The sequence below is a fragment of the Kribbella endophytica genome (assembly GCF_054781295.1).
This window is the reverse complement of the sequence record NZ_BAAGUR010000004.1, coordinates 56927-80954: the sequence shown is the minus strand read 5'-3', so window position 1 is coordinate 80954 and position 24028 is coordinate 56927. Positions and strand designations below refer to the sequence as shown.

The following is a 24028-nucleotide window of genomic DNA, read 5'->3' as shown; positions in this document are numbered from 1 at the left end:
CGCCTCAGTCCACTACTTCGAGCAGTTGTAGATGGTGGCGTTGTCGAGCCACCAGTTGCCCGGGATCAGGTCGGCGAAGTCCTTGCCGTGCCCGGTCCAGCGGAACTTCAGCTGCTTGCCGGTGAACTCCGACAGGTCCAGCCGGCTGGTCTCCCAGCCACCGGAGTTGCCGTGCCAGGCGGCCGGCTCGTCGTCGAAGTTCGGGTCCACCGTCGGGCCGTTCTTCCAGGTCAGGCCGGCGGTGTCCTTCCAGGTCGCGCCACCGTTGTCGGAGTACTCCATCGTGGCCGCACCGGTCCGGACGCCGAAGATGATGAACACGTTGTAGAAGTTGTACGCGTGCGTGAAGCGCAGGTACGTCTTGGCGTTCTTGATCTTCGTGCCGTTCGCGGTCTGCAGGCTGATCGAACCCTCCGGGTCCGTCACGACGCCGAGCATCGAGTCGTCACCGTCCTGCGAGTACGACGTGTCGACGAGCGAGCCCTCGAGGCCCTCGCCCTTGCCGAGCACCCAGCCCTCACCGCGGACGACCTTGCCGTCCGGGTACTCCGCGAAGCTGGTCTTGAACAGGTTCTTGGCCTTCGCGCCGGTGGTGTCACAGACCGGCGCCTGCGCCGGCTTGCCGAGAGCCGGCTCGAAGTCCAGCTCGGTGGCCTTGATCGCCAGCTCGACCTGGGCGCAGTCGGCCTTGGTCATCCCCGACTTCTTCTTCTTGGCCAGCTTGGCGCAGGTCGAGCGCAGACCCTCGGCCAGGTCGCCGTAGCCGGCACCCGAGGTGAGCACCTTCTGGGTCTCGTGCCACAGCACCTCGGAGCGGGCCAGACCGATGCCGAGCATCTTCTGGCCGTTGAAGGCACCGCCGTCGGCGATCAGGTACGCCGTCTTGTTGCCGACGCCGGAGTTGAGGTGCACGCCGCCGTTGTCCTGGAAGAACTCGTCGTCGAACCAGTTCGCGCTGCGCATCCGGTCCGGGTCGCCGAACTGGGTCGGGTCGGACATGCTGCGGATCACGCCGAGGCTGGAGCCCTCACCGATCTGCCAGCGGTTGGCCGCGGTGTCGTCCGCGGAGCCGTTGGTCAGGTCGACGAACTCGCCGAGGATGTCGGAGAACGACTCGTTGATCGCGCCGGCCTCCCACAGGTAGGCCAGGCCGGAGGTGTGCTGGGTGACGCCGTGGGTCAGCTCGTGGCCGGTCACGTCGTCGGTGCTGACGCCTTCACCGAAGGCCATCTGCTCGCCGTTCCAGAACGCGTTGGCGAACGGGCAGCCGCCGTCGACGCAGATCCGGACCGTGCCGCGCAGCGCCTTGCCCTTGCCGTCGCCGTAGTCGACGCCGATCAGCTCGGTCAGGTCGGTGCCCAGCGAGGCGTAGGTGTCGGAGGTGTCACCGAAGTACTCGTAGACCTGGTTGACGTCCTGCACCGCGGAAGGGGCCTCGCCCTCGGCGCGGGTCGACGGGAAGACCGTGCCGCAGCGGACGTCCTCGTTACCGGTCTGGATGATCGCGTGGTCGGCGTCGCAGATCACGCGGTTCAGGTGCTCGGACATGTCCCACGCGAGCAGGGTCTGGCCGGAGGCATGCACGATGGCCTGCCAGCGGACGTCGCCGGCGCCGGTCACGTCGTACAGGTAGACCGGGATCGCGACCGAACCCGGCTGGCGGGTGACCAGGCCGAGGTCGAACCAGCGGGGTCCCTGCAGCTTGGCGGTCAGCTTGCCGGCATCGAGCTTGCCGCGGGTGGCGACAGCCTGGACGGCGGCGTTCTGCGCGGTCGTCTTCGCGGCGTCGGCCTTGTCGGCAGCCGGGAAAGTCCCGTACGTCGCCAGCGCGACCTCGCCGTTGGCGGCCTCCAGCGCACCGGACTTGTCGAGGCTGGTGACGATCTCGCCGCCGTACACCTGGACACCGTCGATGACCTGCTGGAAGCGGGTCTGCGAGCCGTACTCGGACAGGGTGCTCGTCTGCGCCACCAGGTCGGACGGGCGCGCTCCGAAGTACGGCGCGACCGCGGCCACCTGGGCCTTGGCCACCGCGGCGGCGTCGGGCTTGCTGGTCGCGGACTTGCCGGCCTTCGCGCTGACCGAGGCCGGGGCCTTCAGCGGGGTGGCCGGACGGACCGAGTGGGCGCGACCGGTCGCGTCGCGCTTGGTCACCAGGCCGGCGCCGCCGGCCTTCGGGGTCTCGATCGTGCGGACCTCGGGACTCTTGGCGGTCGCCTGCTCCTGGACCGGGGCGCTGCTGGCGATTCCCGGTGCCACGAGGGTGAGTGATACTGCGCCGGCGGCGAGGCCGGCCAGCCAGGTGCGAGCTTTCACAGGCATTTCCTCCCAGTAATGCGTGTTGCCGAGAACCCGAAGCCCCCAAGCTCGCTCTCGGCCGGTAATCGCCGCTACGGCGCGTATTTCTTCGCCGTCAGCGGGTGACGGCTGCACCTTGTCATCCGGTGAATCCGGAACGCGACCGCACGTGACCCATCTCACACCAACGGAAAGGCGACCTCACGCATCGTGATTCCGAGCGGCTGGACTCACGCTCAGGGGGCACTACCGAGAGTGCTGGCACGGTTGCGTCTGCGGCACCAGAAGGCCAACAACAGAAGGGGATTCGCGACTTCGGAAGCTCGGCGCCTTACCGGCCCGGCGACGACACCGGCCACCCCTCCGGGGCCGGCCTCGCACACCGGTGCGGCACCCCTCATCACACCACGATCAGAGGCGCCGCGCAGCCCTGTGAGTGTCAGCTGAGGTGTGGTTGGACCAGATTCGCGAAACTCGCCTGCCCGGTGACGTTCGGGTGGTACGACTCGCTGATCGGGTTGGACAGCCCGTTGATCCACTCCGGGCTGCCGCAGACCGAGTGCCCGACGAACGCGCTCGTCGGGTTCACGAACGTGTAGCCGGCCGCACCGGCGGCCGCGGAGATCTTGCTGTTCAGCAGATCGGCGGTCTGGTTCAGCCGGGTCATCTCGGCGGCGCTGAAGAACGTCCCGGCATTGCAGTCGGTACCGTTGAACAGGCGCGGGTAGCCGACGATGATCACCTTCGCGGTCGTCGCGCGGCTGCGCACCGTCGCGTACAAGGTGGTCAGGCGGCCCGGGATCGTGTTGTTGATCGTCGCCTGGGCGGTGTTGATCGCGCCGTCGCAGTTGCCCAGCCAGGCCGGCTTCGCGCACTCGGTGATCACCGAGGAGAAGCCCGCGTCGTTGCCGCCGACCTGGAGGGTGACGAAGTTGACGGCCGCGTTGAGCGGGCCGAGCTGGTTGGCGGTGACGTCGGCGACGCGGGCGCCGGAGCAGGCGACCGAGGTCAGGGTCGCGCCGATCCGGGCCGCGTCGACGTACGGGTAGGACTTCGTGGAGCGCTGGCACGCGCCACTGTCAGGGATGTAGGAGCGCGTGCCGACGCCCGAGGCGTAGGAGTCGCCGAGTGCGACGTATGAGGGAGCCGCGTGCGCGATGGTGGGACTGACCAGCAGCGCGGTACCGAGCACCGCGCTGCCGAGGATTCCGGTGAGGCGTTTCATGGGGGCGGACCGCCTTTGCACTGGGTAGGGAGTGCATGACTGACCGTCACCATCTCTCAATCCGGCAGTGACTGGCAAGACTTTGCACGGCAATGGAAAGATAAATACTCGAGAACATCGGCGGCCCCGGCCGGGTCGTCCTGGTGCCCGTCGCGATGACGGACCGCCAGGTGGCCGGAGGCAACCTCCCGCTTGCCGATCACCAGCTGGTACGGCGCGTGCCGGTTCTCCCGGATCCGTGCACCGAGGGTGCCCTCGTCGGCGTGCGCGACCTCGGCCCGCAGCCCGCGATCCATCGCCCGGCGGGCGATCTCGGCGGCGTACTTCTCCTCCGAGTCCGACAACGGCAGGACGACGACCTGCACCGGCGCGAGCCAGGCCGGGAACGCGCCACCGTGCTGCTCGATCAGTTGCGCGATCACCCGTTCCAGGCTGCCGATGATCGCCCGGTGCACCATCACCGGCCGATGTTTGTTGCCATCGGCACCGATGTACTCGAGCTCGAACCGGGCCGGCTGGTGGAAGTCGACCTGGATGGTGGACAGGGTGTACTCGCGCCCCGCGGCGTCCTCGAGCTGGATGTCGATCTTCGGTCCGTAGAACGCGGCCTCCCCCGGCGCCTCCTCGTAGGCCACCCCGGCGTCGTCCAGCACGGCCTTGAGCAGCGCGGCCGACCGGTCCCAGCTCTCCTGCTCGCCGACGTACTTGCTCCCGGCCTCGCCGATCCGTGCGTCCTTCGCAGGCAGCGACAGCAGGAAGCGCGACGGGTGCAGCCCGAGGTCGTCGTACGCGCGCAGGATCAGGTCGAGCGAGGCACGGGCCTCGTCGGCGACCTGGTCGAGGGTGCAGAAGATGTGCCCGTCGTTCAGCTGGATCGCGCGGACCCTGGTCAGCCCACCCAGTACGCCGGACAGCTCGGAGCGGTACATGCCGCCGAGCTCGGCGTACCGCAGCGGGAGCTCGCGATAGCTGTGGGAACGCGATCGGTAGATCAGCGCGTGGTGCGGGCACAGGCTCGGGCGCAGCACCACCTCCTCCTCCCCCACCTTCATCGGTGGGTACATGTCGTCGCTGTAGTGCGACCAGTGCCCGGAGATCTCGTAGAGCTCGCGCTTGCCGAGCACGGGTGAGTACACCTGCTGGTAGCCGGCGCGGCGTTCCAGCTCGGCGACGTAGCTCTCCAGCGCGTGCCGGATCGCGGCACCGGCCGGGAGCAGGTAGGGCAGACCCGCGCCGATCAGCGGGTCGGAGTCGAACAGGCCGAGTTCGCGGCCGAGCTTGCGGTGGTCGAACATGACGGTTTCCTTCGCTCTTGGTGGCGGAGCGGGTGTCCCGTGACATGCGAAAGCCCCGGGGCACTCGCCCCGGGGCTTTCGAAGACTGCGTGAGTCAGCGCGCCGGGACAGGGTCCGGCGTCGTCGTCTGTACGGCGTACTGGTTCACGTCTTCAAAGTAGCAGGTTGGTCAACCGTTATTGCTCGTCGAGGTCCAGACCGACCGGGCGGATCAGGCCTTCCTGCGCGACCGACGCGGCCAGCCGGCCGTCCTGGGTGAAGAGCCGACCGGTCGCGAACCCGCGCGCGCCGGAGGCGGACGGCGAGGACTGGTCGTAGAGCAGCCACTCGTCGGCGCGGAACGGCCGGTGGAACCACAACGCGTGGTCGATCGAGGCCGGCTGGATCCGGCGGTCGCCGATCACCAGGCCGTGCGGCAACAAGCTTGCCCCGAGCAACGTCAGGTCGCTGGCATACGCGAGGACGCCCGCGTGCAGTGCGGGATCGTCGGGCAGCTTGCCCGCGGCCCGGATCCAGAACTGGCGGCCACTCACGCCGGCCAGCCGCATGTCGAGCGCGGCCCACTCCTTGTTCCAGTCCTCGGCCTTGCGACCGGTCGCCGCCTCCAGCACCGACGCGAGGGTCGGCGCCTCCTCCGGCGGTACGACGTCGTCCGGCATCGGGTCGCCGTGGTCGAGCCCGGGCTCGGGGCGCTGGAACGACGCCGACATGTAGAAGATCGGCTTGCCGTTCTGCGACGCGACCACCCGGCGGCTGCTGAAGGTCTTGCCGTCGCGAGTCGTCTCGGCCCGGTACACGATCGGTACGGCGGTGTCGCCCGGACGCAGGAAGTAGCCGTGCAGCGAGTGCACGATCCGTTCCGGCTCGACCGTGCGGGTCGCCGCACCCAGCGCCTGGCCGAGCACCTGCCCGCCGAACACCCGCTGCGCGGCGGTCTGCGGCTGGCGGCCGCGGAACAGGTCGTCGTCGATCTTCTCCAGGTCGAGCAGGTCGACCAGATCCTCCAGGGACTCGGGCATGCCCCATCCTGACAGGTTCGCGGGCCCGGACCGGGGATCTGTGGTTGCCCTCACGCGGTCGTTTTCGGTGAGCTTTCGGTCGCCTTCCGTAGGCTGATGTTGAACGCGCAACCAAACACTCGTTTCGACCGAAGGAGATCCTCGTGAGCCGCCTCCCCTCCGGCGCCACCACCCACGCCCGTGACCTCGTCCTGCTGATCGCCCGCGTCGGCGTCGGCGTCGTGTTCGTCGCCCACGGCTGGCAGAAGTTCCGCACCAACGGCCTGACCGCGACCGCGAACGGCTTCGAGCAGATGGGCGTCCCGGCGCCGACGCTCTCGGCGTACTACGCCGCCGGTGCCGAACTGATCGCGGGCGCCGCATTGATCCTCGGACTGCTGACCTCGGTCGCCGGGGTGCTGCTCGCGCTCGACATGGCCGGCGCGTTCCTGTTCGTGCACCTGTCGAACGGCGTGTTCGTCGCCGAGGGCGGCTGGGAGCTGGTCGTCGTCCTGGGACTGGCCGCGCTGACGCTCGCGGCGGTCGGGCCCGGTCGCTACAGCGTGGACCGGATCCTGACCCGCTCGACCGCGGACCGGGCGACGCTGTCGGTCTGAACCACGGCAAACGAAAGGGCCCCGGGGAACTCCCCGGGGCCCTTTCGTCGGTGGATCAGTTGGTGTCGTCGTCGCGGTTCAGCTCGGCGAGGAACTGCTCGACCTCGGCGCCCAGCTCGTCGGCCGACGGTGTCGAACCGGCCAGCAGGCTGCCGCGGCTGATCGAGCCGGCGGCCGCGTCGTACTGGGTCTCCAGCGCGTTGACCACGGCCGACGCGTCGTCGGACTGCTCGACCTGCTCGTCGACCATCCGGCCGGTGATCGCGGCCTCGTCCAGCAGCGCCTTGCTCGGCAGCAGCAGACCGGTCGCGGCGGAGATCGCGTGGACCAGGGCCAGGGCGGCACCCGGGAAACGGTTCTCGGCCAGGTAGTGCGGGACGTGGACCGCGAAGCCCATCGCGTCCTTGCCGGCCTCACCGAGGCGGACCTGGAGCATCGTGCCGGCGCTCGCGGGCAGCCGCATCTCGCCGTCCCAGATGTTCGACCGGGTGACCAGCTCGGGCCGCGTCGCGTGAGCGGTCAGGCCGAGCGGGCGGGTGTGCGGCACGCCCATCGGGATGCCGTGCACGCCGACCGTGAGCGTCACGTTGTACTTCTCGATCAGCTGACGGACCGCACCGGCGAACCGGTTCCAGTGGTTGTCCGGCTCGACACCCTCGAGCAGCAGGAACTCGACACCCGCGTCGTCGGTCAGCAGGTGCAGGTTCAGCTGCGGGGGCGTGTAGTCGATGAAGCGGTCCTCCGCGAACGTCACCTCAGGGCGACGCGCCCGGTAGTCGTGCAGCAGGTCGACGTCGAAGCGCGCCAGCAGGCGGCTGTCCAGTACGTCGAGGAGGTGGTCGGCGGTCACCCGGCCGGCCTGGCCCGCGTCCATGAATCCGTCGAGCGAATGCACCAGCACCTTGGGCGTCGCCGCCGGGCCGGTCGCCACCGACTCGTCGACGATCTCGTAGAGGTCGTCCGGTCGCAGCATGTAACTCGTCTCCTTCATCGCGGGCCAACAGGGCGGGTAGGCCCCTCTATCCTGCCTTCTCTGGTCACAACGCCCGCTCACCGGGCAGGAATTCCAGCAGTTGAGAAGTTTTTCACCGCGGACGGCGCGGATCGGACCTGCGGATTTGGAAAGCGCTTGCTAGCGTGCTCCTGTGCGCACCGAATCCGAGCCGTCCCCGCCCGCCGTGTCCGCTGCCGTCCAGCCGCCGACCGAACCGTCGTCCGCCGCTTCACCGCGGACCCGGCCGACCGTCCTGCTGGCGATGAACGAGTCCAGCCGGGACCGAGTGCTGATCCCTGCCGTGCGGGAGCGGCTCGATCAGGTCGCCGACGTGCTGCGGATCCGCGCCGACGGGACCTTCCTGGACGAGCCGTCGATCCGCGCCGCGCTGGCCGACGTCGACATCCTGCTGACCGGCTGGGGCTGCCCGCAGATCACCCCGGAGGTGCTCGACGCCGCGCCCCGGCTGCGCGCGATCGTGCACGCGGCCGGTTCGGTGAAGCACTTCGTCACGCCGGTCGCCTTCGACCGCGGGATCCAGGTCACCTCCGCCGTGGTCGCCAACGCGCTGCCGGTCGCGGAGTTCACCGTCGCGACGATCGTGCTCAGCGGCAAGCGGGCGTTCCGGCTCGGCGAGGAGTACAAGCGGAGCAAGCACCGGCCCGACCCGAGCAACATCCCGGGCAACTACGGGACGACCGTCGGCCTGCTCGGCGCCTCGCGGATCGGTCGGATGGTCGCGGAACGCCTTCGAGCTTTCGACCTGGAGGTGCTGATCAGCGACCCCTACTTGTCGGCGGCTGAGGCTGCTGAGCTTGGTGCCGAACTGGTCGAGCTCGACGACCTGTTCCGGCGCAGCGACGTCCTGAGCGTGCACGCGCCGCTGCTGCCCGAGACGGTCGGCCTGGTCGACGCGCGGCTGCTCGGGTTGCTGCGCGACGGTTCGGTCCTGATCAACACCGCCCGCGGCAGGATCGTCGACGCCGCGGCGCTCGAAGCCGAGTGCGTCGCCGGCCGGCTGGACGCCGTACTGGATGTCACCGATCCTGAGCCGCTGCTGCCGGACTCGCGGCTCCTCGACCTGCCCAACGTCTTCCTGACGCCGCACCTGGCCGGCGCCGTCGGCAACGAGGTCGCCCGCCTGGGCGAGCTCGCGGTCGGCGAAGTCGAACGCCTGGCCGCCGGCCTCCCGCTGCAGCACGCCATCAGCCCCGCCGAACTCGGAAGGATCGCATGAGCCGCCTGGTATTGCCCGCCACCGATCGTGTCCTGTCTCGTCAGACCGGGTGGGTCCGCGGTCACTGGGAGGCGCTGGCCGACCATCTGCTCGACTCGCTCGACCCGTACTTCTCCCCCGGCTCCGCGCTGGTCGAGCTGCCGGGTCGCCCGAGCAGATCCGGTACGGCGTCCGACGCGCTGGAAGGTTTCGCCCGGTCGTTCATGCTCGCCGCGTTCCGGATCGGGGGCGTTCGCGGCGAGGGGTGTGAGCAGCTGATCGAGCGCTACGCGCGAGGTGTGGCCAACGGCGCGAACCCGGACCACCCGGAGTCCTGGCTGCGGCTGACTCCGCGCTCGCAGCAGATGGTCGAGGCGGCCGCGATCGCCGTCGCGCTGCACGAGTCGCGCGAGTGGATCTGGGACCGGCTCGACACACGGGCGCAGGAGCACGTCGCGGAGTGGCTCGGCGGGTTCATCGGGTCGACGACGCACGACAACAACTGGCGGCTGTTCCAGGTGGTCAGCGAGCAGTTCCTCGCGTCGGTCGGTGCGCCGTACTCGCAGGACGACATCGACGGCGGGCTCGACCGGATCGAGGACTGGTACGTCGGCGACGGCTGGTACTCCGACGGCGACGGGCAGAACTTCGACAACTACATCGGCTGGGCGATGCACCTGTACCCGGCGCTGTGGACGCGGATGGCCGCGGCGACGCCGGGTGCCGTGTACGACGACCGGCTGAAGGTCTACCGCGAGCGGCTCGGGCTGTTCCTCGAGGACGCGGTCCATCTCGTCGGGAACGACGGGGCGCCGGTGTACCAGGGACGGTCGCTGACGTACCGGATGGCCGCCGCTGCGCCGTACTGGATGGGCGCGTTGATGGACTCGACCCCGCTGTCGCCCGGTCAGACGCGGCGGCTGTGCTCGGGGATCGCGCGGCACTTCGTCCAGCACGGGGTGCCGGACGAGCGCGGGCTGCTGACGCTGGGGTGGTACGACACGTTCCTGCCGACGACGCAGCAGTACTCCGGTCCTGGTTCGCCGTACTGGGCCTCGAAGGGCTTCGTCGGGTTGCTGCTGCCGCCGGAGCACCCGGTGTGGTCTGCGCCGGAAGAGTCGATCCCGCTGGACGACGAGGACCAGATCCGCTCGATGCCGGCGCCCGGCTGGATCGTCCACAACAGTCGCCACGACCAGCTCGTCCGCCTGATCAACCACGGCGCCGACCACGCGCCGCCCGCCGAGCCCGAAGGCGTCGAGCCGGCGGTCGACTCGCACTACGACCGCCTCGCCTACTCCAACCACGCCGGCCCCGAGCTCGCCGACAACGCGCCGCGCATCGACAACCTGACCGCCCTGGTCGACCAGGAAGGCCGCTCCAGCACCCGAGGCCGCATCCGCCGCTTGGGCATAGGAGCCCGTACGGCGTCCTCGTGGCACAAGGCCTGGCTCGGCTCCGAAGGCCCCTGGCCCATCGAAACGACGTCCATCGTCCACGGCAGCCTCGAAATCCGAGTCTCCCTGGTCGAAGGCCCCGCCGATTCCCTGGTCCGCAGCGGCGGCTACGCGGTGGCAGCCAACACGTTGCCCACAGCAACCGCTGGCTCCGCCGCAGCGAGTGAGAACTCGGGCCCTGCCAGCACTTCTGCCGGCGCCGCCACCTCAGCCACAGGCGACGTGCCCGCCGGCATGTCGGCCTCCTCAGCCCCCGCCGTATGGGCTTCCACCAGGACAGCGGAGGGCCTTCAGTCATCGGTCGTCGGTCTCCACGGCTACACCTCAGCCGGCGTTCACCGAGGTCTGGGAGTGAACGCCTTCGGGCCGCACTCGGCCACGCCCTACCTCACAGCACAACACACCGGCGAGCCGGCGGTGCTGGTTCACGCTGTGTTGCTGACCCGTGACGAGCTGGCTCCGCAAGCGCTTGCCGAGGGCATCGACGTCCAGGTGGACGACCGCGAGATCACCATCACACTCCCCGGCGGCGGCACCGAAATCGTCGTGCTCGGGAACCGCTGACGACGTACGGTCGGGGGATGCACGAGCCATCCCCCACCGACGTCCTCGCCGAAGCCGTCGGCGCCGACCCGAGCACCACCAACCAGGAGAAGTTGTGGTCAGCAACTTTCTCCCTCGAGCGGTGGTGGTTCGTCCAGCGTGGCGAGCCGGACAACCCGCAGCCCTTCGTCGGCGTCAACAACGACCAGCCGTTCCTGATGGCCTTCACCACCGCCGAACGCGCCCGGGGCTTCGCGGTCGCCAACGGCCTGGCCTCGGCCGACGCAGAGGTCGAGGTCCTCGCCCTCACCCCCGCGGACGCCGTCGCGCAGGCAGCGGTCTGGCTGCAGCAGGGCATCGCGGCGATCACCTTCGACCACGGGATCAGCGGCTACTTCGCCCCGCTGGGCAACCTTCCCGCGATCCGGTCGCACGTCACCGGCACGATCTGACACGCCGTTAGGCGAGCCTCGCCAACGGTGAGAATTCGCACGAACCCCACTACCTTGGTCAACATGAGCACGTACGCGAAACTCCTCCAAGAACAGATCCGCAACGAATTCACGGCGTCACAGCAGTACACGGCAGTGGCTGTCTGGTACGACGACCAGGACCTCCCGCAGCTGGCCGCGCACTTCTACAAGCAGTCCCTGGAAGAGCGCAACCACGCGATGATGATGGTCAAGTACCTGCTCGACCTCGACATCCGGCCGCAGATCCCGGGCGTGGGCGAGGTCGTCAACGACTTCAAGACCGCGCTCGACCCGCTGGAGCTCGCGCTGCAGCAGGAGATCACGGTCACCAAGCAGATCGAGACGCTGGCCCGGACCGCGCGCGACGACGGTGACTACCTCGGCGAGCAGTTCATGCAGTGGTTCCTCAAGGAGCAGGTCGAGGAGGTCGCCGCGATGACGACGCTGGTCAACGTCGCGAAGCGCGCCGGCGACAACCTGTTCCACCTCGAGGACTACCTGGCCCGCGAGACCGTCGGTGACGCCGGCGCCGACCCGACCGCTCCGGCCGTGGCCGGCGGCAAGGTCTGACCGACCGGAGTACTGTTCCGCCCGGGAGTTTCGGGGCCGCCGTACCTGGTACGGCGGCCCGGTTCCCCGGTCAGGCCTCTGTGTGCCTGACTCCTGCGCGGCCGTTACCAGGAACCGCCGCCCCCACCGCCTCCGCCGCCACCGGAGGAACCTCCGCTGAAGCCGGAGGAGCTACCGCCCCCACCGCCACTTCCCGCGGGTGCCGGCGGCGGATCGAAGGTGTGCGCCACGGTCTGGCTGATGCTGCCGGCCGCGAATCCTGAGCTGTAGTACGACGGCCCGGTGTACCAGAACGGGTCGGCCGGGATCCGTCCCGCCGCGACCAGCTGCGAGCACACGCGCTGCCACCGGTCGGCCAGGTCGAACGCGATCGCCCAGGGCAGGTACTTGCTGAAGATGTCCTCGCCCTCCTCGAACCGCAGCTGGTCCGCCTCGGCCGTGGACAGGTACAGCCGGAAGCCGATCAGGTGGTCGGTCACCGCGCGACCGGCCGCGTTGCGTTGTCCCTTCGCCCGCTGGGAGACAACGGTGCCGATGGCAACGATCACCGCGAGCACCGGCAGGCCGATCACGACCGCGCGGCCCAGACCGCCGGTGGCCGCGCCGATCGCCGTACCGATCACTCCGGCGCCGAAGACCCAGATCCCGATCATCGCGATGCACGCGCACGGGAAAACGCCGGACAGCTGCTTGCCACGCGCGGCCCACGGCATCCGCGTGTACCAGTCGCGCGCCTTCACCTGCTGGCGCAGCGCGTCGATCATCGCGTCGTGCGCGAGCCGCATCGAGTTGTCGCCGGTCGGGCGGCGCTCCAGTTTGACGGTAGTGCCAGGCGCCAAGCCCGGGAAGAGGCCCTGCAGCAGGACCTGCTCGTGCGGCGCGGTCGCCAGCGCGGGGTTGAGCAGGACGGCCTTCTGCTCCTCGCCGGTGTTGTCGATCCGTAGGGCGCCGCGGACCGCGAGGTCGATCAGGGTCGCGGCGGTCTCGGTCGTGTTCGCCTTCGCGTCGATCAGCAGCCCGCCTTCGCCGACCGGGATCGGCGGCGGGGAGAACGCGACCGGGATCTGGTCGGTGGTCAGCGTGTCCTTGACCGCGGCAACGGTCGAGCCGTTCGGCGGGAAGGTGCCGGGCGGCATTCCGGCGTACCGGAGGTCGCGGTTTCCGCGCTTGCCGTAGAGAACGGCTGCTCCCAGGCCGGCGAGCGTGACGAGGCCGGCAGTGACGAGGCCGGGGACGTTGATGCCGTTGCGCTCGAGCCAGGCGGGCGGGTCGACGACGATCGGGGCATCGTTGGCGACGACGCCGGGCTTGATGCCGGCCACGATCGTCAAGCCTTCGCCGCGGTCCAGACCGGAAGCGGTGAAGACTCCCTTGCCGCCGGCCACGGTCTTGCTGTCGCACGACTGCTGGCTGCCCTGGGCGCCGACGAAACAGTCGACCTGCTGCACGTCCTGCGGCACGGTGACGTTGACGGCGATCTGCCGGAAGGTGGCGTCCCAGCCGGTGCCGGTCGTGTCCCAGTAGAGCTCGCTGTGGTCCTCGAAGTGCCGCAGAGCGCCGCGTACGTCGTACTCGATGACGTAGGTCGCCTGGCGGCCGGAGATCGTCTTGTCGGCCGAGCCGATCTTGATCTGGATCGACTGGTCGCGCTGGGTCTTGCTCTTGGTGGTCGTCGTCTCGAACTCGTCCGGCGCACCGGTCGGACTGTCGACCTCGATGTCGGAGACCTGGTACTCCTGGTCCTTCGAGTCGTCGTCCTTCCAGGGCTCACGGGTGATCAGGTTCCGGTAGATCCCGTGCCGCCCCGAACTGCCGAAGCCATAGTCGATCGTCTCCTTGACGTGGAGCACGCCGTCCTGGTTGACGGTGTAGTCGATCTGCATCCGGTTGACGACGTCACCGATATCGCTGGGTTGCGCGTTGGCCGGCAAGGCCCACCCGGTGAGAACGAACCCGGCAAGCAGCGTGACCACGGCGGTCCAGAGTCCCCTTCGCATGCCGCGACAGTACCGAGATCTCAGTCCACCGGCCGCTCCCCCGCCGCCACGTCGGCTGGAACGCGGGCCTCGGTCTCTGGCGGCGCAGGCTTCTCCCCCGCCGCGCGGATTGCGGCCTCGACCAGATCCGCGGCGGTGGTGTCCCGCGTCCGTCGTCCTCTGTCGTAGTACTGCGTCGTCGCGATGCTCGCGTGACCGACGTCGGCCTGGACGTGCTGGATCCGCGCGTCCTGCTCCAGCGCGATCGTCACGTACGCGTGCCGCAGCGCGTGCGGATGCACCTTGTCCGCGACATCCTCCAGCGCCGGACCAGCCTGTACGGCGACCCGCCGCAGCAAGGCGTTCACGTCGAACCGCGAACACCGGGCGCCGTCGCGCGTGGCGATCAACGGGCTCGTTGCCTTGCCGTTCGTCCGTCCGCGCAGAGCCGGCGTACTGATCTCTTGCAGGAGGTCGCGCTCTCGCAGGTACTTCTCCAGCGCCTCCGCCGCGAGCGTCGTCAGATAGACCTCGCGGTGCACGCCGCCCTTCCCCAGCACCCGCAGCATCGGCTCCCCGCCGGACACCACCAGGTGCTGACGATCGAGCCCGACCAACTCCGACACCCGCAACCCCAGCGTCAGCAGCGCGACCACCGCCACCGCACGAGCGGCGTACAGGTCCTTGAATCGCGTCCTGTTCGGCAGCTTCCCCGCCGCGTCGAGCAACGCGTGCAGCTGCGCCGCGGTCAGCCGGATCGTCGGCGAGGCGTCCCGCGAGCTCCGGTTGAGCCCGAGCCGCGCCCGATTCAGTGCCGCCGGGTTCGCCGGCACGACGCCGGTCTCGGTCAGATGCCCGTAGAACGCCGACAAGGTACTCAGCATCCGCTGCCGAGTCCGCTTCTCCGCCCCCGCCGCATCCAGCAGATGCAGCCAAGCCTTCACCTCGCGCCCAGTAGCCACCCGAGGATCCATCCCCCGCCCCGCACACCACCGAAACCAGGCCAAGTCGTGCAACGGCCCTTCCCGCCGCGACCCCCCGGCGCCGCCCAGCCCTCCGCTCGCCGAGGTCTTCGCCCGCTCACCTCCCAAGTCTTCCCCCACGACCAGGTCCACCCAGGCGATCGGGAGTCCCAGCGCATAGCCGTACGTCCTTCTCGTCCCCGCGTTCGCGTACTGGCTCAGCCAGTCGGCGACCTGTTCCCTCAGAGTCTCCGGGTCCTCGACCCCGGGCCAGGTTCCTTCCGCGGCGACGATCTGGTCGTTCTCCCGGGCCTCTTCTCTGGCGCGCTGAGCGGCTTCCAGTACGACCAGTAATCCGTCCATGCCGCCATCTTCGCGCCCAGCACAGTCCGCTCCGGCTTCCCACTCCGCAGTCTGACGAACACACTCACAAAACACTGGTTTCGTGGTGGTTAGGTTCGGTTTTCGAAACGCCGAACCAGTTTCCAGGTTTTCTAACCTCGAACATCTAGGGTCTGGAGCATGATCGTGGACGCCGGAAGATGCGGCTACAGCAAGTGCCGGGAAGAGCTGCCCGCTCCAGGACTCCAGGGCGGACGCCCGAGAACGTTCTGCCGGGAGACCCGCTGGGAAGGCGGCCGAACCTGCGCCCAGATGGCCCGCGCGGAGAAGGAGGCCCTCGGCGCACTCGGCCTGGACGCCGGCAGCAGCACCTTCCGACTGGACGCCGAACGCCTGCGCGACCAGCTCGACGCCGTACGAGGACCGGTGGAAGCACTCACTGCCGCGCTGGAGTCGGTAACCGACCGGTTGGATGTAGTTGAGGCAGCAGCTGTTGCTGCCGTGGAAACGGCGAATGCGCAGGTTGCCGAGGCTGAGCAGGCCCGGTTAACCGCCGAGCAGGGCCGGGAGCAGGCCGAGAACAAGACCCGCCAGAGCCAGGCCGCTGCCGAGCGCGCCGCGAAGGAACGCACCGAAGCCGTCGAGCGCGCTTCAGCTGCCGCCCGCCAGGCACTCGACGCGACGGAGGCGCTGGGCGCTGCCCGCCAGCAGGCCGAGGAAGCCGTCAACGCCCGGCGAGCCGCCGAGGCCCAAGCCGCCAAGGAAGCAGAACGCGCCGCCGGCACCGACCGTCAACTCCGCGAGATCGCCGTCGCCGCCGAACGCCTGCTCGCCGAACGCGACGCAGCCCACCGCGAACGCGACGCCGCCCACGCTGCTCGCGACGCTCTCCACGCCGACCGCGAGCTCCTCCGCACAGAACGGGACACCGCCCGCGAGGCCGAAGCAGCACGCCGTACGGACGTGGAAGCAGCAAGAGCCGACCTACAGACCCTCCAGAACGCGCTCTCCGAGCAGCAGCAGAAGACCCAGCAAGCCGAAGCAGCCCACTCAGCTCAAGCCGAGGCCTTCCAGCAACTCACCAGCACCCACGACCAAACCCGCGCCGACCTCGAGTCCCTCCGCACCCGCACAGAGCAACTCCAACTACAGGCCACCCAAGCAACCACCGAGCTGGAGACAGTCAGAGCCCAACTCACCACCACCCGCCTCCACCCCGAAGACCTGCAAACCCTGCTAGCGGCCCTCAAGTCCTAGCGGCAGCCTCCCCCGGAGAGGGGGAGGGGGCATGACCGCCCAGAGCCCCCGGGTCCGGCTCGACGCCGCGACCCTGGTCGAGGCGGTCAAGCGGGTTGACTTACTGCTCTGGGGGGCGGCGGTAGGCGCCGTGCCACCAGATTCGGGCTAGTTCGGCGGCGAAGGTTGCGTCGGTGGTGGCGTCGCGGGTGTTGACGTGTTCGACGATGGCTCGTTCGCCGCCGAGGACGATGATCTGCGTGGCGCTCGGGACGTCGACGTCGGTGGCTGTGCGGCCGGCGTCCTGCTCGACGCGCAGCAGGCGGTCGGTGAACTCGCTGAACTGGTCCAGCTCGCGGACCCAGTACTCCCGCACGGTGTCGTCGTACGCCGCTGCCTCCGACACCGCTCGTCGGACGGCGGCGTTCTCGCGGAACGTCGCCACTACTCTCACGAACGTCTCGGTCAGGCCCTCGACGCCGTCTTCCGGTCGCCACGCGGACGCGGTGTCGAAGTTCGGAGCCGTCAGCTGCGCGGCCAGGCGGATCAGCAGGTCGACCTTGTCGCGAAAATGAACGTAGAAGCTCGACCGCGCGACGCCAGCCTCGGCGGCGATCTGCTGCGCGTTGAGCTCGGTGAACTTCGCCCCGTCGGCCAGCAGCCGCCCGGTCGCGGCGAACAGGTCCGCCTCGGCCGAGGCGGGACGCCCGACAGGAGCGGGAGCGGAGCTCGACGGTCGTCCGGCGGGTGCTGAGGCTGAGTTCGAAGGCATTGGTACGGGGTCTCCGGGAGGTTGCTGGCTCCCCCGCACCCTACCCGCCTTGGGCGGGCCTGTAGCCTTTTTTTAGACAGAGTGTCCATTAAAGGAGAAGTGATGAAATACCGTCAGCTCGGCCGGACCGGTGTCTGGGTCTCGGAGATCGGTCTCGGCGCGATGTCGTTCGGTGGCGCGGACCACCCGGTCTTCAGCGCGATCGGCGGACTCGGCCAGGCCGACACCGACCGTCTGGTCGGTACGGCGCTCGACGCCGGGGTCAACTTCATCGACACCGCCGACGTGTACGCCGACGGCGAGAGCGAGGAGCTGCTCGGCCGCGCGCTGGGCAAGCGCCGCCGCGACGTCATTCTCGGCACCAAGTTGCTGGCGCCGGTCGGACCGGGACCGAACGACCAGGGCCTGACCCGGCTGCACATCATGCGGTCGCTCGAGGACAGTCTGCGCCGGCTCGGCACCGACCACATCGACCTGTATCAGATCCACAACTGGGACCACGTCACGCCGCTCGAGGAGACTCTCGCCGCGCTCGACGACGCCGTACGGCAGGGCAAGGTCCGCTACCTCGGCGCGTCCAACCTCGCGGCCTGGCAGATCAGCAAGGCGCTCGGGCTGTCGGCGCTGAACCACCAGTCCAAGTTCGTCGCCAACCAGATCAACTACTCGCTGCTGTCCCGGCAGGCCGAGGGCGACCTGGTGCCGATGGCGCTCGAGGAAGGCGTCAGCCTGACCGTCTGGCAGGGCCTGATGGGCGGCTTCCTCACCGGCAAGTACGAGCGCGGCGGCACGACCACCGAGACGCAGGCCCGCCGGGCCCAGACCGGTGCCGACTTCGTCCCGTTCGACGAGGAGCACGGGTACGACGTGGTCGACGTCCTGCGGAACGTCGCCGACCGGCACGGCGTGAGCCCGGCCCGGGTCGCGCTGGCCTGGCTGCTCGCCCAGCCCGCGGTGACGAGCGTGATCGTCGGCGCCCGCAAGCTGGACCAGCTCACCGACAACATCCAGGCCGCTGACCTGACCCTCACCGAGAAGGACCTGGCCGAGCTCGACGACGTGAGCCGCCCGGCTCCGGCGTACCCGAAGTGGATCCAGGACCAGTTCAACCCGGTGCGCGTCCCGGCGAGCAACCAGGCCTGACGTTCCGCCGGCCGAACGCCGGGCTCGGCCAGATCCTTCGAGGTCGCGACCCGGGCGACGGCCGACACCGAGCGGCGGCCAGTGGCACCCAGGTCACCGGCCGACCAGGCAGCGAGGCCGGCACCGACCCGCGGGGATCAGACAGCCTGGTCGAAGGCGGCACCGAGCCGGTGCACGCCTTCCTCCAGCTGGGCCAGGCCGGAAGCCGCGACGTAGCTGAGCCGAAGGTGCGGGGCCGGCGCTTCGGCCGTGAAGTACGCGGCGCCGGCCGCGACCGCGACCCCACAACGCAGAGCGGCAGTCGAGAGAGCGCGCTCGTCGGTTCCCTCGGGAAGACCGAGCCACAAGTGGTAGCCGCCAGGCCGCGGGCTGATCGGGACAAGCGCGGGCACGGACGTTGCCAGCGCGGACAACAGCGTCGTACGGCGGTCGCGAAGTGCCGCGGCGAGCGTGCGCAGGTGCCGGGACCAAGCAGGCGAACCGACCAGCTCGAGCGCGGTCTCCTGCAGCGGCCGCGGGACGAACATGGTGTCGACGGCGTTGATCGCCCGCAGCCGCTCGAACGCGGGACCGCGGGCGGTCAGACCGGCGATGCGCAGGCTCGGCGACGCGGGCTTGGTCAGCGACCGGACATGCACGATCACGCCATCGGGATCGTCGGCAGCCATCGCCGGAGGCAATACCAAGGAGTCGGCATGGACGAGCCGCCGCGGGAAGTCGTCCTCGACGACAAAGGCCCCCGCGGCCCGCGCGATCTCGACCACCGCCGTACGACGCTCAGCGCTCAGGCAGCTCCCGGTCGGGTTGTGGAACAGCGGCTGGCAGACGAAGAGCCGGGCCCGCGTCGCCTCGAACGCATCGGCCAGCAGATCGGTCCGTACGCCGTCCGCATCGACCGGCACCGGAACAGGACGCAGCCCGGCAGCCCGTGCCACCGCCAGCATCCCCGGATACGTCGGCGACTCCACGAGCACCGGCGAACCAGGTGCAGCCAGTCCCCGCAGGGCTGTGGAGAGCGCGCTCTGACCGCCCGCCGTGATCAGCACGTCCGACGCGTCCAGCGATCCGCCCGGCCCACCGATGTCCCGCGCGAACCACTCCCGCAAATCGGTCAGCCCCTCGACCGGCGGCCGCGCCCAGGTCCCGGGACGACGGCCGGCCCTCGCCAGAGCAGCGGCCAACGCCCGCTCGGGCTGAAGCGTCGGGTGCAGATAGCCGCCGTTGAGATCGATCACCTCCGCCGGAGGCGGTACCAGCGTCGCCAGCAACCCGGCCGCATCCGCAGCCCGTGGACCGACGTCGACCGTCGCCGCCGGCGGAGCCGCGCTCAGCGCGACCTCCTGCCACGACACATCCCCCGGTACGACGGCCGCCCGCTGCGCCGCCTTGAACACACCGGCCCCCGGACGAGCAACGACCAGCCCCTCGGCGACCAGCGTGGAGATCGCCCGGGACAGCGTCACCGGACTCACCTGGTAGGCAGTCACCAGCGCCCGGCTCGACGGCAATCTCTGCCCGTCGGAGTAGCGATCGAGCTCAGCGCGCAGCCGCAGTACGAGCCGGGCACCACTGCTACCGTCGTTCATGACAGCACAAGATAGCGCTACCCACTCCCCCGCGATATCAGTTCGCACCGGTACTTTCCTGGCCGCCGCGGCGGTGGTGGCTTTCTCCTTCAGCTTCCCGGCCACCGTGTGGGCCCTTGACGGCTTCGGCCCGTGGACAGCGACCGGCGTCCGCGCACTGCTCGCCGGAGTGCTTGCCGCTGTCTGTCTGTACGCCGCCCGCGTGCCACTGCCCGACCGTCGTCACTGGGCCGGACTGCTCACCGTCGCAGGCGGCTGCGTCATCGGCTTCCCGTTGCTCACCACCCTCGCGTTGCAGACCTCGACGACCGCGCACTCGGCCGTCGTCATCGGCATCCTCCCGTTGGCGACCGTGGTGATCTCGTCGGTCCTCACGGGCCGCCGCCCGTCGCCAACGTTCTGGACGGCAGCAACTCTGGGCGCAGCGACGGTCGTCGCGTTCACCCTCCAGCAGAGCCACGGCCGTCCCACCCTCGCCGACCTCTACCTCTTCGGCGCGCTGATCGTCTGCGGCGCCGGCTACGCCCAAGGCGGCCGACTCGCTTCGGCGATGCCCGGCTGGCAGGTCATCGCCTGGGGCGTCGTCGCCGCCCTCCCGGTGTCCGCCGTCGTCACCGCGCTGGCGATACCGCACGAGCCGATCCACCTGACGACCAAAGCGGTCGTCGGCATGAGCTACCTCGCGGCGATCTCCCAGTTCGGCGCGTTCGTCGTCTGGTACCGCGGGATGGCCGCGATCGGCGTACCGAAAGCCAGTCAGCTGCAGCTCGCGCAACCCCTGATCACGTTGGTCTGGTCCGTCCTGCTGATGGGCGAGCACCTGCCGGTCCTGGCCCCGGTCGCGGCGGTCGTCGTACTGGCCTGTATCGCCGTCACCCAACGCACCCGGACCTGACGGCCGGGGAGGTCTTGTGCAGACCGGGGGCTAGGGGGAATGGTGGGCGAACAGGAGGAAACGTCATGGCAGACAAGGCGAACACTTCCCAGGGCGCGCCGGGTGCGGACACCCCTGCCGCCATTCGCAACGTCGTGCTCGTCGGTCCGTCCGGCGCGGGCAAGACCACGCTGGTCGAGGCGTTGCTGGTCGCCTCCGGCGTACTGCCCAGAGCCGGCAACGTCCTCGACGGGACGACGGTGTGCGACTGCGACGACGCCGAGATCCGCCAGCAGCGTTCGGTCGGACTGGCCCTCGCGCCGCTGATGCACGAGGGCATCAAGCTGAACCTGATCGACACCCCCGGGTACGCCGACTTCGTGGGCGAGCTCCGCGCCGGGCTGCGAGCGGCGGACTGCGCTCTGTTCGTGATCGCGGCGAACGAGGGCGTCGACGAACCGACCAAGGCGCTGTGGCAGGAGTGCGACCAGGTCGGCATGCCGCGCGCGGTCGTGATCACCAAGCTCGACCATGCCCGGGCGAACTACGAGAACGCGCTCTCCGCCGCGCAGAGCGCGTTCGGCGACAAGGTGCTGCCGCTCTACCTCCCGGCCGGCCGCGGCGTGATCGGACTGCTGTCGAAGACGCACTACGAGTACGCCGACGGCAAGCGCACGACGCATCCGCCGGAGGCGTCGTACGAGGAGCTGATCGAGGAGCTCCGCGGCACGCTGATCGAGGGGATCATCGAGGAGTCCGAGGACGAGTCGCTGATGGAGCGCTACCTCGGCGGCGAGGAGATCGGTCAGGACGTGCTGGTCGACGATCTGGAACGCGCGGTCGCCCGGGGTTCGTTCTTTCCCGCGATCCCGGTCTGCAGCGGCACCGGTGTCGGCACGCGCGAGCTGCTGGAGATCGCGACCAGCGGGTTCCCGTCGCCGCCGGAGCACCAGCTGCCTGAGGTGTTCTCCCCGCACGGCGTCGCGAAGGGCAAACTGACCTGCGATCCCGCCGGTCCGCTGCTGGCCGAGGTGGTGAAGACGACCTCGGACCCGTACGTCGGCAGGGTCAGCCTGGTGCGGGTGTTCTCCGGCACCATCAGGCCCGACACGACGGTTCACGTGTCGGGCCATTTCACGTCCTTCTTCGGTGAGGCCAACAGTCACGCCGACCACGACGAGGACGAGCGGATCGGCACGCTGTCGTTCCCGCTCGGCAAGCAGCAGCGCCCGGCCTCGGCCGTCGTCGCCGGTGACCTGTGCGCGATCGGGCGGCTGACTCGCGCAGAGACCGGGGACACACTCTCCGACAAGGGCGACCCGCTGGTGCTGAAGCCCTGGACCATGCCCGAGCCGCTGCTGCCGATCGCCGTACAGGCCCGCGCGAAGACCGACGAGGACAAGCTCTCGGGCGGGCTGCAACGGCTCGCGGCCGAGGATCCAACGCTGCGGATCGAGCAGAACCCGGAGACGCACCAGATCGTGCTGTGGTGCATGGGCGAGGCGCACTCGGACGTCGTACTCGATGCTCTCGCCAACCGGTACGGCGTTTCGGTGGACACCGTCGAGCTGAGGGTCCCGCTGCGGGAGACGTTCGGCGGCAAGGCGAAGGGGCACGGGCGGCACGTCAAGCAGTCCGGCGGGCACGGCCAGTACGCCGTCTGCGACATCGAGGTCGAGCCGCATCCCGAGGGCACCGAGTTCGAGTTCATCGACAAGGTCGTCGGCGGATCGGTACCGCGGCAGTTCATCCCGAGCGTGGAGAAGGGGATCCGGGCGCAGATGGAGAAGGGCGTCGGCGCCGGCTACCCGATGGTCGGGATCCGCGTGACGCTGCTCGACGGGAAGGCGCACAGCGTCGACTCGTCCGACATGGCGTTCCAGATGGCCGGCGGGCTGGCGCTGCGCGAGGCAGCGAACGCGACGAAGGTGAACCTGCTCGAACCGGTCGACCTGGTGTCGGTGCTGGTGCCGGACGAGCTGGTCGGTGCGGTGATGAGCGATCTGTCCGGCCGGCGCGGCAAGCTGCTCGGAACCGACAAGGTCGGCGACGACCGCACCCTGGTGAAGGCCGACGTCCCGCAGGTGGAGATCACCCGGTACGCGATCGATCTGCGCTCGCTGTCGCACGGCGCGGCGTCGTTCACCCGATCCTTCGCTCGCTACGAAGCAATGCCGGACTCAGCGGCCTCGAAGGTGAAGGTCTAGGAGAGCCGGCGCCGGACGTCCTTGGACTTCAGGTACGCCGCCGCGTCGTCGTACCGCTCGGACTGGTTCGCGAACTCGATGTACGAACGCACCCGGTGCAGCCAATCGAGCGTCGACGGCTTCACCGCAGGCAGCGCCTTCTCCAGGTGCTGCATCGCCAACGGCGGCTCACCACCCGTCGCCAGCGCCTCGTCGATCACCGCGTCCACTCCGCGCTCGACCAGCGCCCGCAGATCCGCGCCGCTGAACATCGGCGTCCGAGCAGCCAGCGACTTCAGATCCAGCCCCGCCGACGGCACGTCCTTCAGTACGACGGACAGGATGTCGCCCCGAGCCGGCTCGTCCGGCGGCGGAACGAAGATCACCCGATCGAACCGCCCCGGCCGCAGCATCGCCTCGTCGACGTCCCACGGCGCGTTCGTCGCCGCCATCACCAGCAGCCCGCTGTTGTCCGAACCGATCGCGTCCAGCTCCTGCAGCAGTACGTCGACCAGCCGGCGCGCCTCGGACCCACCGTGCTTGTGCCGCGCGAACGCCAGCGCGTCGAGCTCGTCCAGGAACAGCACACACGGCGAGTTCGCCCGGGCGCGCTCGAAGGCCGCGTGCAGATTGCGCTCGGAGACGCCGAGGTAGGGGTCCATCACGTCCTCGATCCGGACGTTGACGAACGGCAGCCCGCACTCCCCCGCCGTCGCCCGCGCGAGCAGCGTCTTGCCGCAGCCGGGCGGGCCGTAGAGCATCACGCCGCCACCGGAGCGCCGGCCGTACTTCTCGTACAGCTCAGGGCGGCTCAGCGGAAGGATCACCATCCGGTGGATCACCCGCTTGATCTCGTCCATGCCGCCGACCTGGTCGAAGGTCGTCGTTTCCTTCGCGGTGTCGCTGACGAAGTCGTCGCCGGTCTCCTCCGGGCCGACCTTCACCTTCACGCCGGTCCGGGTCGCGATCATCTCGTCGACGAGCTGCTGCAGCCGGCCGGTGCCCTCGACGACGCCCGCCTGGCGCGCGGCTTCGAGGCAGTTGCGCAGCAGCGCGAGCCGGCCGTTCGCGGCCGCGAGCTCGCCGACCGCGACCAGTTGGTCCTCCGGGAGACCTCCCTGCTCCATCAGTACGACGTACTGGTCGAGCGCGGCCTCGGTCTCCTCGGCGGCGACCAGGGTCTCGGCCAGGACGAGCCGCAGCAGGACGTCGTCGGGGTTGGCCTCGACCGCCTTGCGCAGGGCGGAGATCCGGTCGTTCGTCAT

The 24028-nt window shown here is 69.6% G+C and carries 19 protein-coding genes; 9 read left to right on the top strand and 10 right to left on the bottom strand.

Annotation, left to right across the window (positions count from 1 at the left end):
- Positions 1-12: 12 nt before the first annotated feature.
- The 4 genes from ACYVIO_RS32225 to ACYVIO_RS32210 all read right to left on the bottom strand — a co-directional run bounded on the left by ACYVIO_RS32225 (position 13) and on the right by ACYVIO_RS32210 (position 5837).
- A complete protein-coding gene (locus tag ACYVIO_RS32225; RefSeq protein ID WP_460654705.1) occupies positions 13-2322 on the bottom strand; it encodes a M4 family metallopeptidase in 2310 nt (769 codons plus the stop codon).
- 415 nt (positions 2323-2737) lie between these two features.
- Positions 2738-3523: an SGNH/GDSL hydrolase family protein gene (locus tag ACYVIO_RS32220; RefSeq protein ID WP_460654704.1), complete on the bottom strand. Its 786-nt coding sequence runs from the start codon at positions 3521-3523 to the stop codon at positions 2738-2740.
- 56 nt (positions 3524-3579) lie between these two features.
- On the bottom strand, positions 3580-4818 hold the full coding sequence (thrS, locus tag ACYVIO_RS32215) for a threonine--tRNA ligase (protein ID WP_460654703.1): 1239 nt from the start codon (positions 4816-4818) through the stop codon (positions 3580-3582).
- A gap of 176 nt (positions 4819-4994) precedes the next feature.
- Positions 4995-5837 carry an acyl-CoA thioesterase gene (locus ACYVIO_RS32210; protein WP_460654702.1) on the bottom strand — a complete coding sequence of 281 codons (843 nt, stop codon included), beginning with the start codon at positions 5835-5837 and terminating at the stop codon, positions 4995-4997.
- Positions 5838-5980: 143 nt separating this feature from the next.
- On the opposite strand from ACYVIO_RS32210, the gene ACYVIO_RS32205 reads away from it, so the two are divergent.
- The gene (locus ACYVIO_RS32205; RefSeq protein ID WP_460654701.1) at positions 5981-6433 is read left to right on the top strand and encodes a DoxX family protein; all 453 of its coding nucleotides are present in this window, start codon (positions 5981-5983) and stop codon (positions 6431-6433) included.
- Between the two features lie 55 nt (positions 6434-6488).
- Here ACYVIO_RS32205 and ACYVIO_RS32200 read toward each other — a convergent pair whose 3' ends face one another.
- Positions 6489-7406 (bottom strand): proteasome assembly chaperone family protein, encoded by a 918-nt coding sequence (locus ACYVIO_RS32200; protein WP_460654700.1) that lies wholly within the window; start codon positions 7404-7406, stop codon positions 6489-6491.
- A 172-nt stretch (positions 7407-7578) separates the two neighbouring features.
- Between ACYVIO_RS32200 and ACYVIO_RS32195 the strand changes: the two genes are divergently transcribed.
- The 4 genes from ACYVIO_RS32195 to ACYVIO_RS32180 all read left to right on the top strand — a co-directional run bounded on the left by ACYVIO_RS32195 (position 7579) and on the right by ACYVIO_RS32180 (position 11686).
- The gene (locus ACYVIO_RS32195; protein WP_460654699.1) at positions 7579-8664 is read left to right on the top strand and encodes a hydroxyacid dehydrogenase; all 1086 of its coding nucleotides are present in this window, start codon (positions 7579-7581) and stop codon (positions 8662-8664) included.
- Positions 8661-10664: a DUF2264 domain-containing protein gene (locus ACYVIO_RS32190; protein ID WP_460654698.1), complete on the top strand. Its 2004-nt coding sequence runs from the start codon at positions 8661-8663 to the stop codon at positions 10662-10664. Before ACYVIO_RS32195 ends, ACYVIO_RS32190 begins: the two co-directional genes overlap by 4 nt.
- A 17-nt stretch (positions 10665-10681) precedes the next feature.
- Positions 10682-11095 carry a hypothetical protein gene (locus ACYVIO_RS32185; RefSeq protein WP_460654697.1) on the top strand — a complete coding sequence of 138 codons (414 nt, stop codon included), beginning with the start codon at positions 10682-10684 and terminating at the stop codon, positions 11093-11095.
- A 63-nt stretch (positions 11096-11158) separates the two neighbouring features.
- Positions 11159-11686: a ferritin gene (locus ACYVIO_RS32180; RefSeq protein ID WP_460654696.1), complete on the top strand. Its 528-nt coding sequence runs from the start codon at positions 11159-11161 to the stop codon at positions 11684-11686.
- Positions 11687-11790: 104 nt separating this feature from the next.
- Here the strand turns inward: ACYVIO_RS32180 and ACYVIO_RS32175 are convergent, their stop codons facing one another.
- Both ACYVIO_RS32175 and ACYVIO_RS32170 read right to left on the bottom strand, forming a co-directional pair.
- Positions 11791-13683 (bottom strand): DUF2207 domain-containing protein, encoded by a 1893-nt coding sequence (locus ACYVIO_RS32175; RefSeq protein WP_460654695.1) that lies wholly within the window; start codon positions 13681-13683, stop codon positions 11791-11793.
- Positions 13684-13703: 20 nt separating this feature from the next.
- Complete coding sequence (locus ACYVIO_RS32170; protein ID WP_460654694.1) at positions 13704-14987, bottom strand: tyrosine-type recombinase/integrase; 1284 nt, start codon at positions 14985-14987, stop codon at positions 13704-13706.
- A gap of 159 nt (positions 14988-15146) precedes the next feature.
- On the opposite strand from ACYVIO_RS32170, the gene ACYVIO_RS32165 reads away from it, so the two are divergent.
- A complete protein-coding gene (locus ACYVIO_RS32165; RefSeq protein WP_460654693.1) occupies positions 15147-16223 on the top strand; it encodes a hypothetical protein in 1077 nt (358 codons plus the stop codon).
- Between the two features lie 100 nt (positions 16224-16323).
- Here the strand turns inward: ACYVIO_RS32165 and ACYVIO_RS32160 are convergent, their stop codons facing one another.
- Positions 16324-16974, bottom strand: coding sequence for a TetR/AcrR family transcriptional regulator (locus ACYVIO_RS32160; protein WP_460654692.1), 651 nt, complete (start codon positions 16972-16974; stop codon positions 16324-16326).
- Between the two features lie 102 nt (positions 16975-17076).
- On the opposite strand from ACYVIO_RS32160, the gene ACYVIO_RS32155 reads away from it, so the two are divergent.
- The gene (locus tag ACYVIO_RS32155; protein WP_460654691.1) at positions 17077-18117 is read left to right on the top strand and encodes an aldo/keto reductase; all 1041 of its coding nucleotides are present in this window, start codon (positions 17077-17079) and stop codon (positions 18115-18117) included.
- A gap of 137 nt (positions 18118-18254) precedes the next feature.
- Here the strand turns inward: ACYVIO_RS32155 and ACYVIO_RS32150 are convergent, their stop codons facing one another.
- Positions 18255-19703: an aminotransferase-like domain-containing protein gene (locus tag ACYVIO_RS32150; protein WP_460654690.1), complete on the bottom strand. Its 1449-nt coding sequence runs from the start codon at positions 19701-19703 to the stop codon at positions 18255-18257.
- Between ACYVIO_RS32150 and ACYVIO_RS32145 the strand changes: the two genes are divergently transcribed.
- Both ACYVIO_RS32145 and ACYVIO_RS32140 read left to right on the top strand, forming a co-directional pair.
- Positions 19702-20598, top strand: a complete 897-nt coding sequence (locus ACYVIO_RS32145) for a DMT family transporter (protein ID WP_460654689.1) — start codon at positions 19702-19704, stop codon at positions 20596-20598. The two genes, ACYVIO_RS32150 and ACYVIO_RS32145, sit on opposite strands and share 2 nt — an antisense overlap.
- 65 nt (positions 20599-20663) lie before the next feature.
- Entirely contained in the window at positions 20664-22784 is a 2121-nt protein-coding gene (locus tag ACYVIO_RS32140; RefSeq protein WP_460654688.1) for an elongation factor G-like protein EF-G2, read from the top strand.
- Here ACYVIO_RS32140 and ACYVIO_RS32135 read toward each other — a convergent pair.
- Entirely contained in the window at positions 22781-24028 is a 1248-nt protein-coding gene (locus ACYVIO_RS32135) for a tetratricopeptide repeat protein (RefSeq protein WP_460654687.1), read from the bottom strand. The two genes, ACYVIO_RS32140 and ACYVIO_RS32135, sit on opposite strands and share 4 nt — an antisense overlap.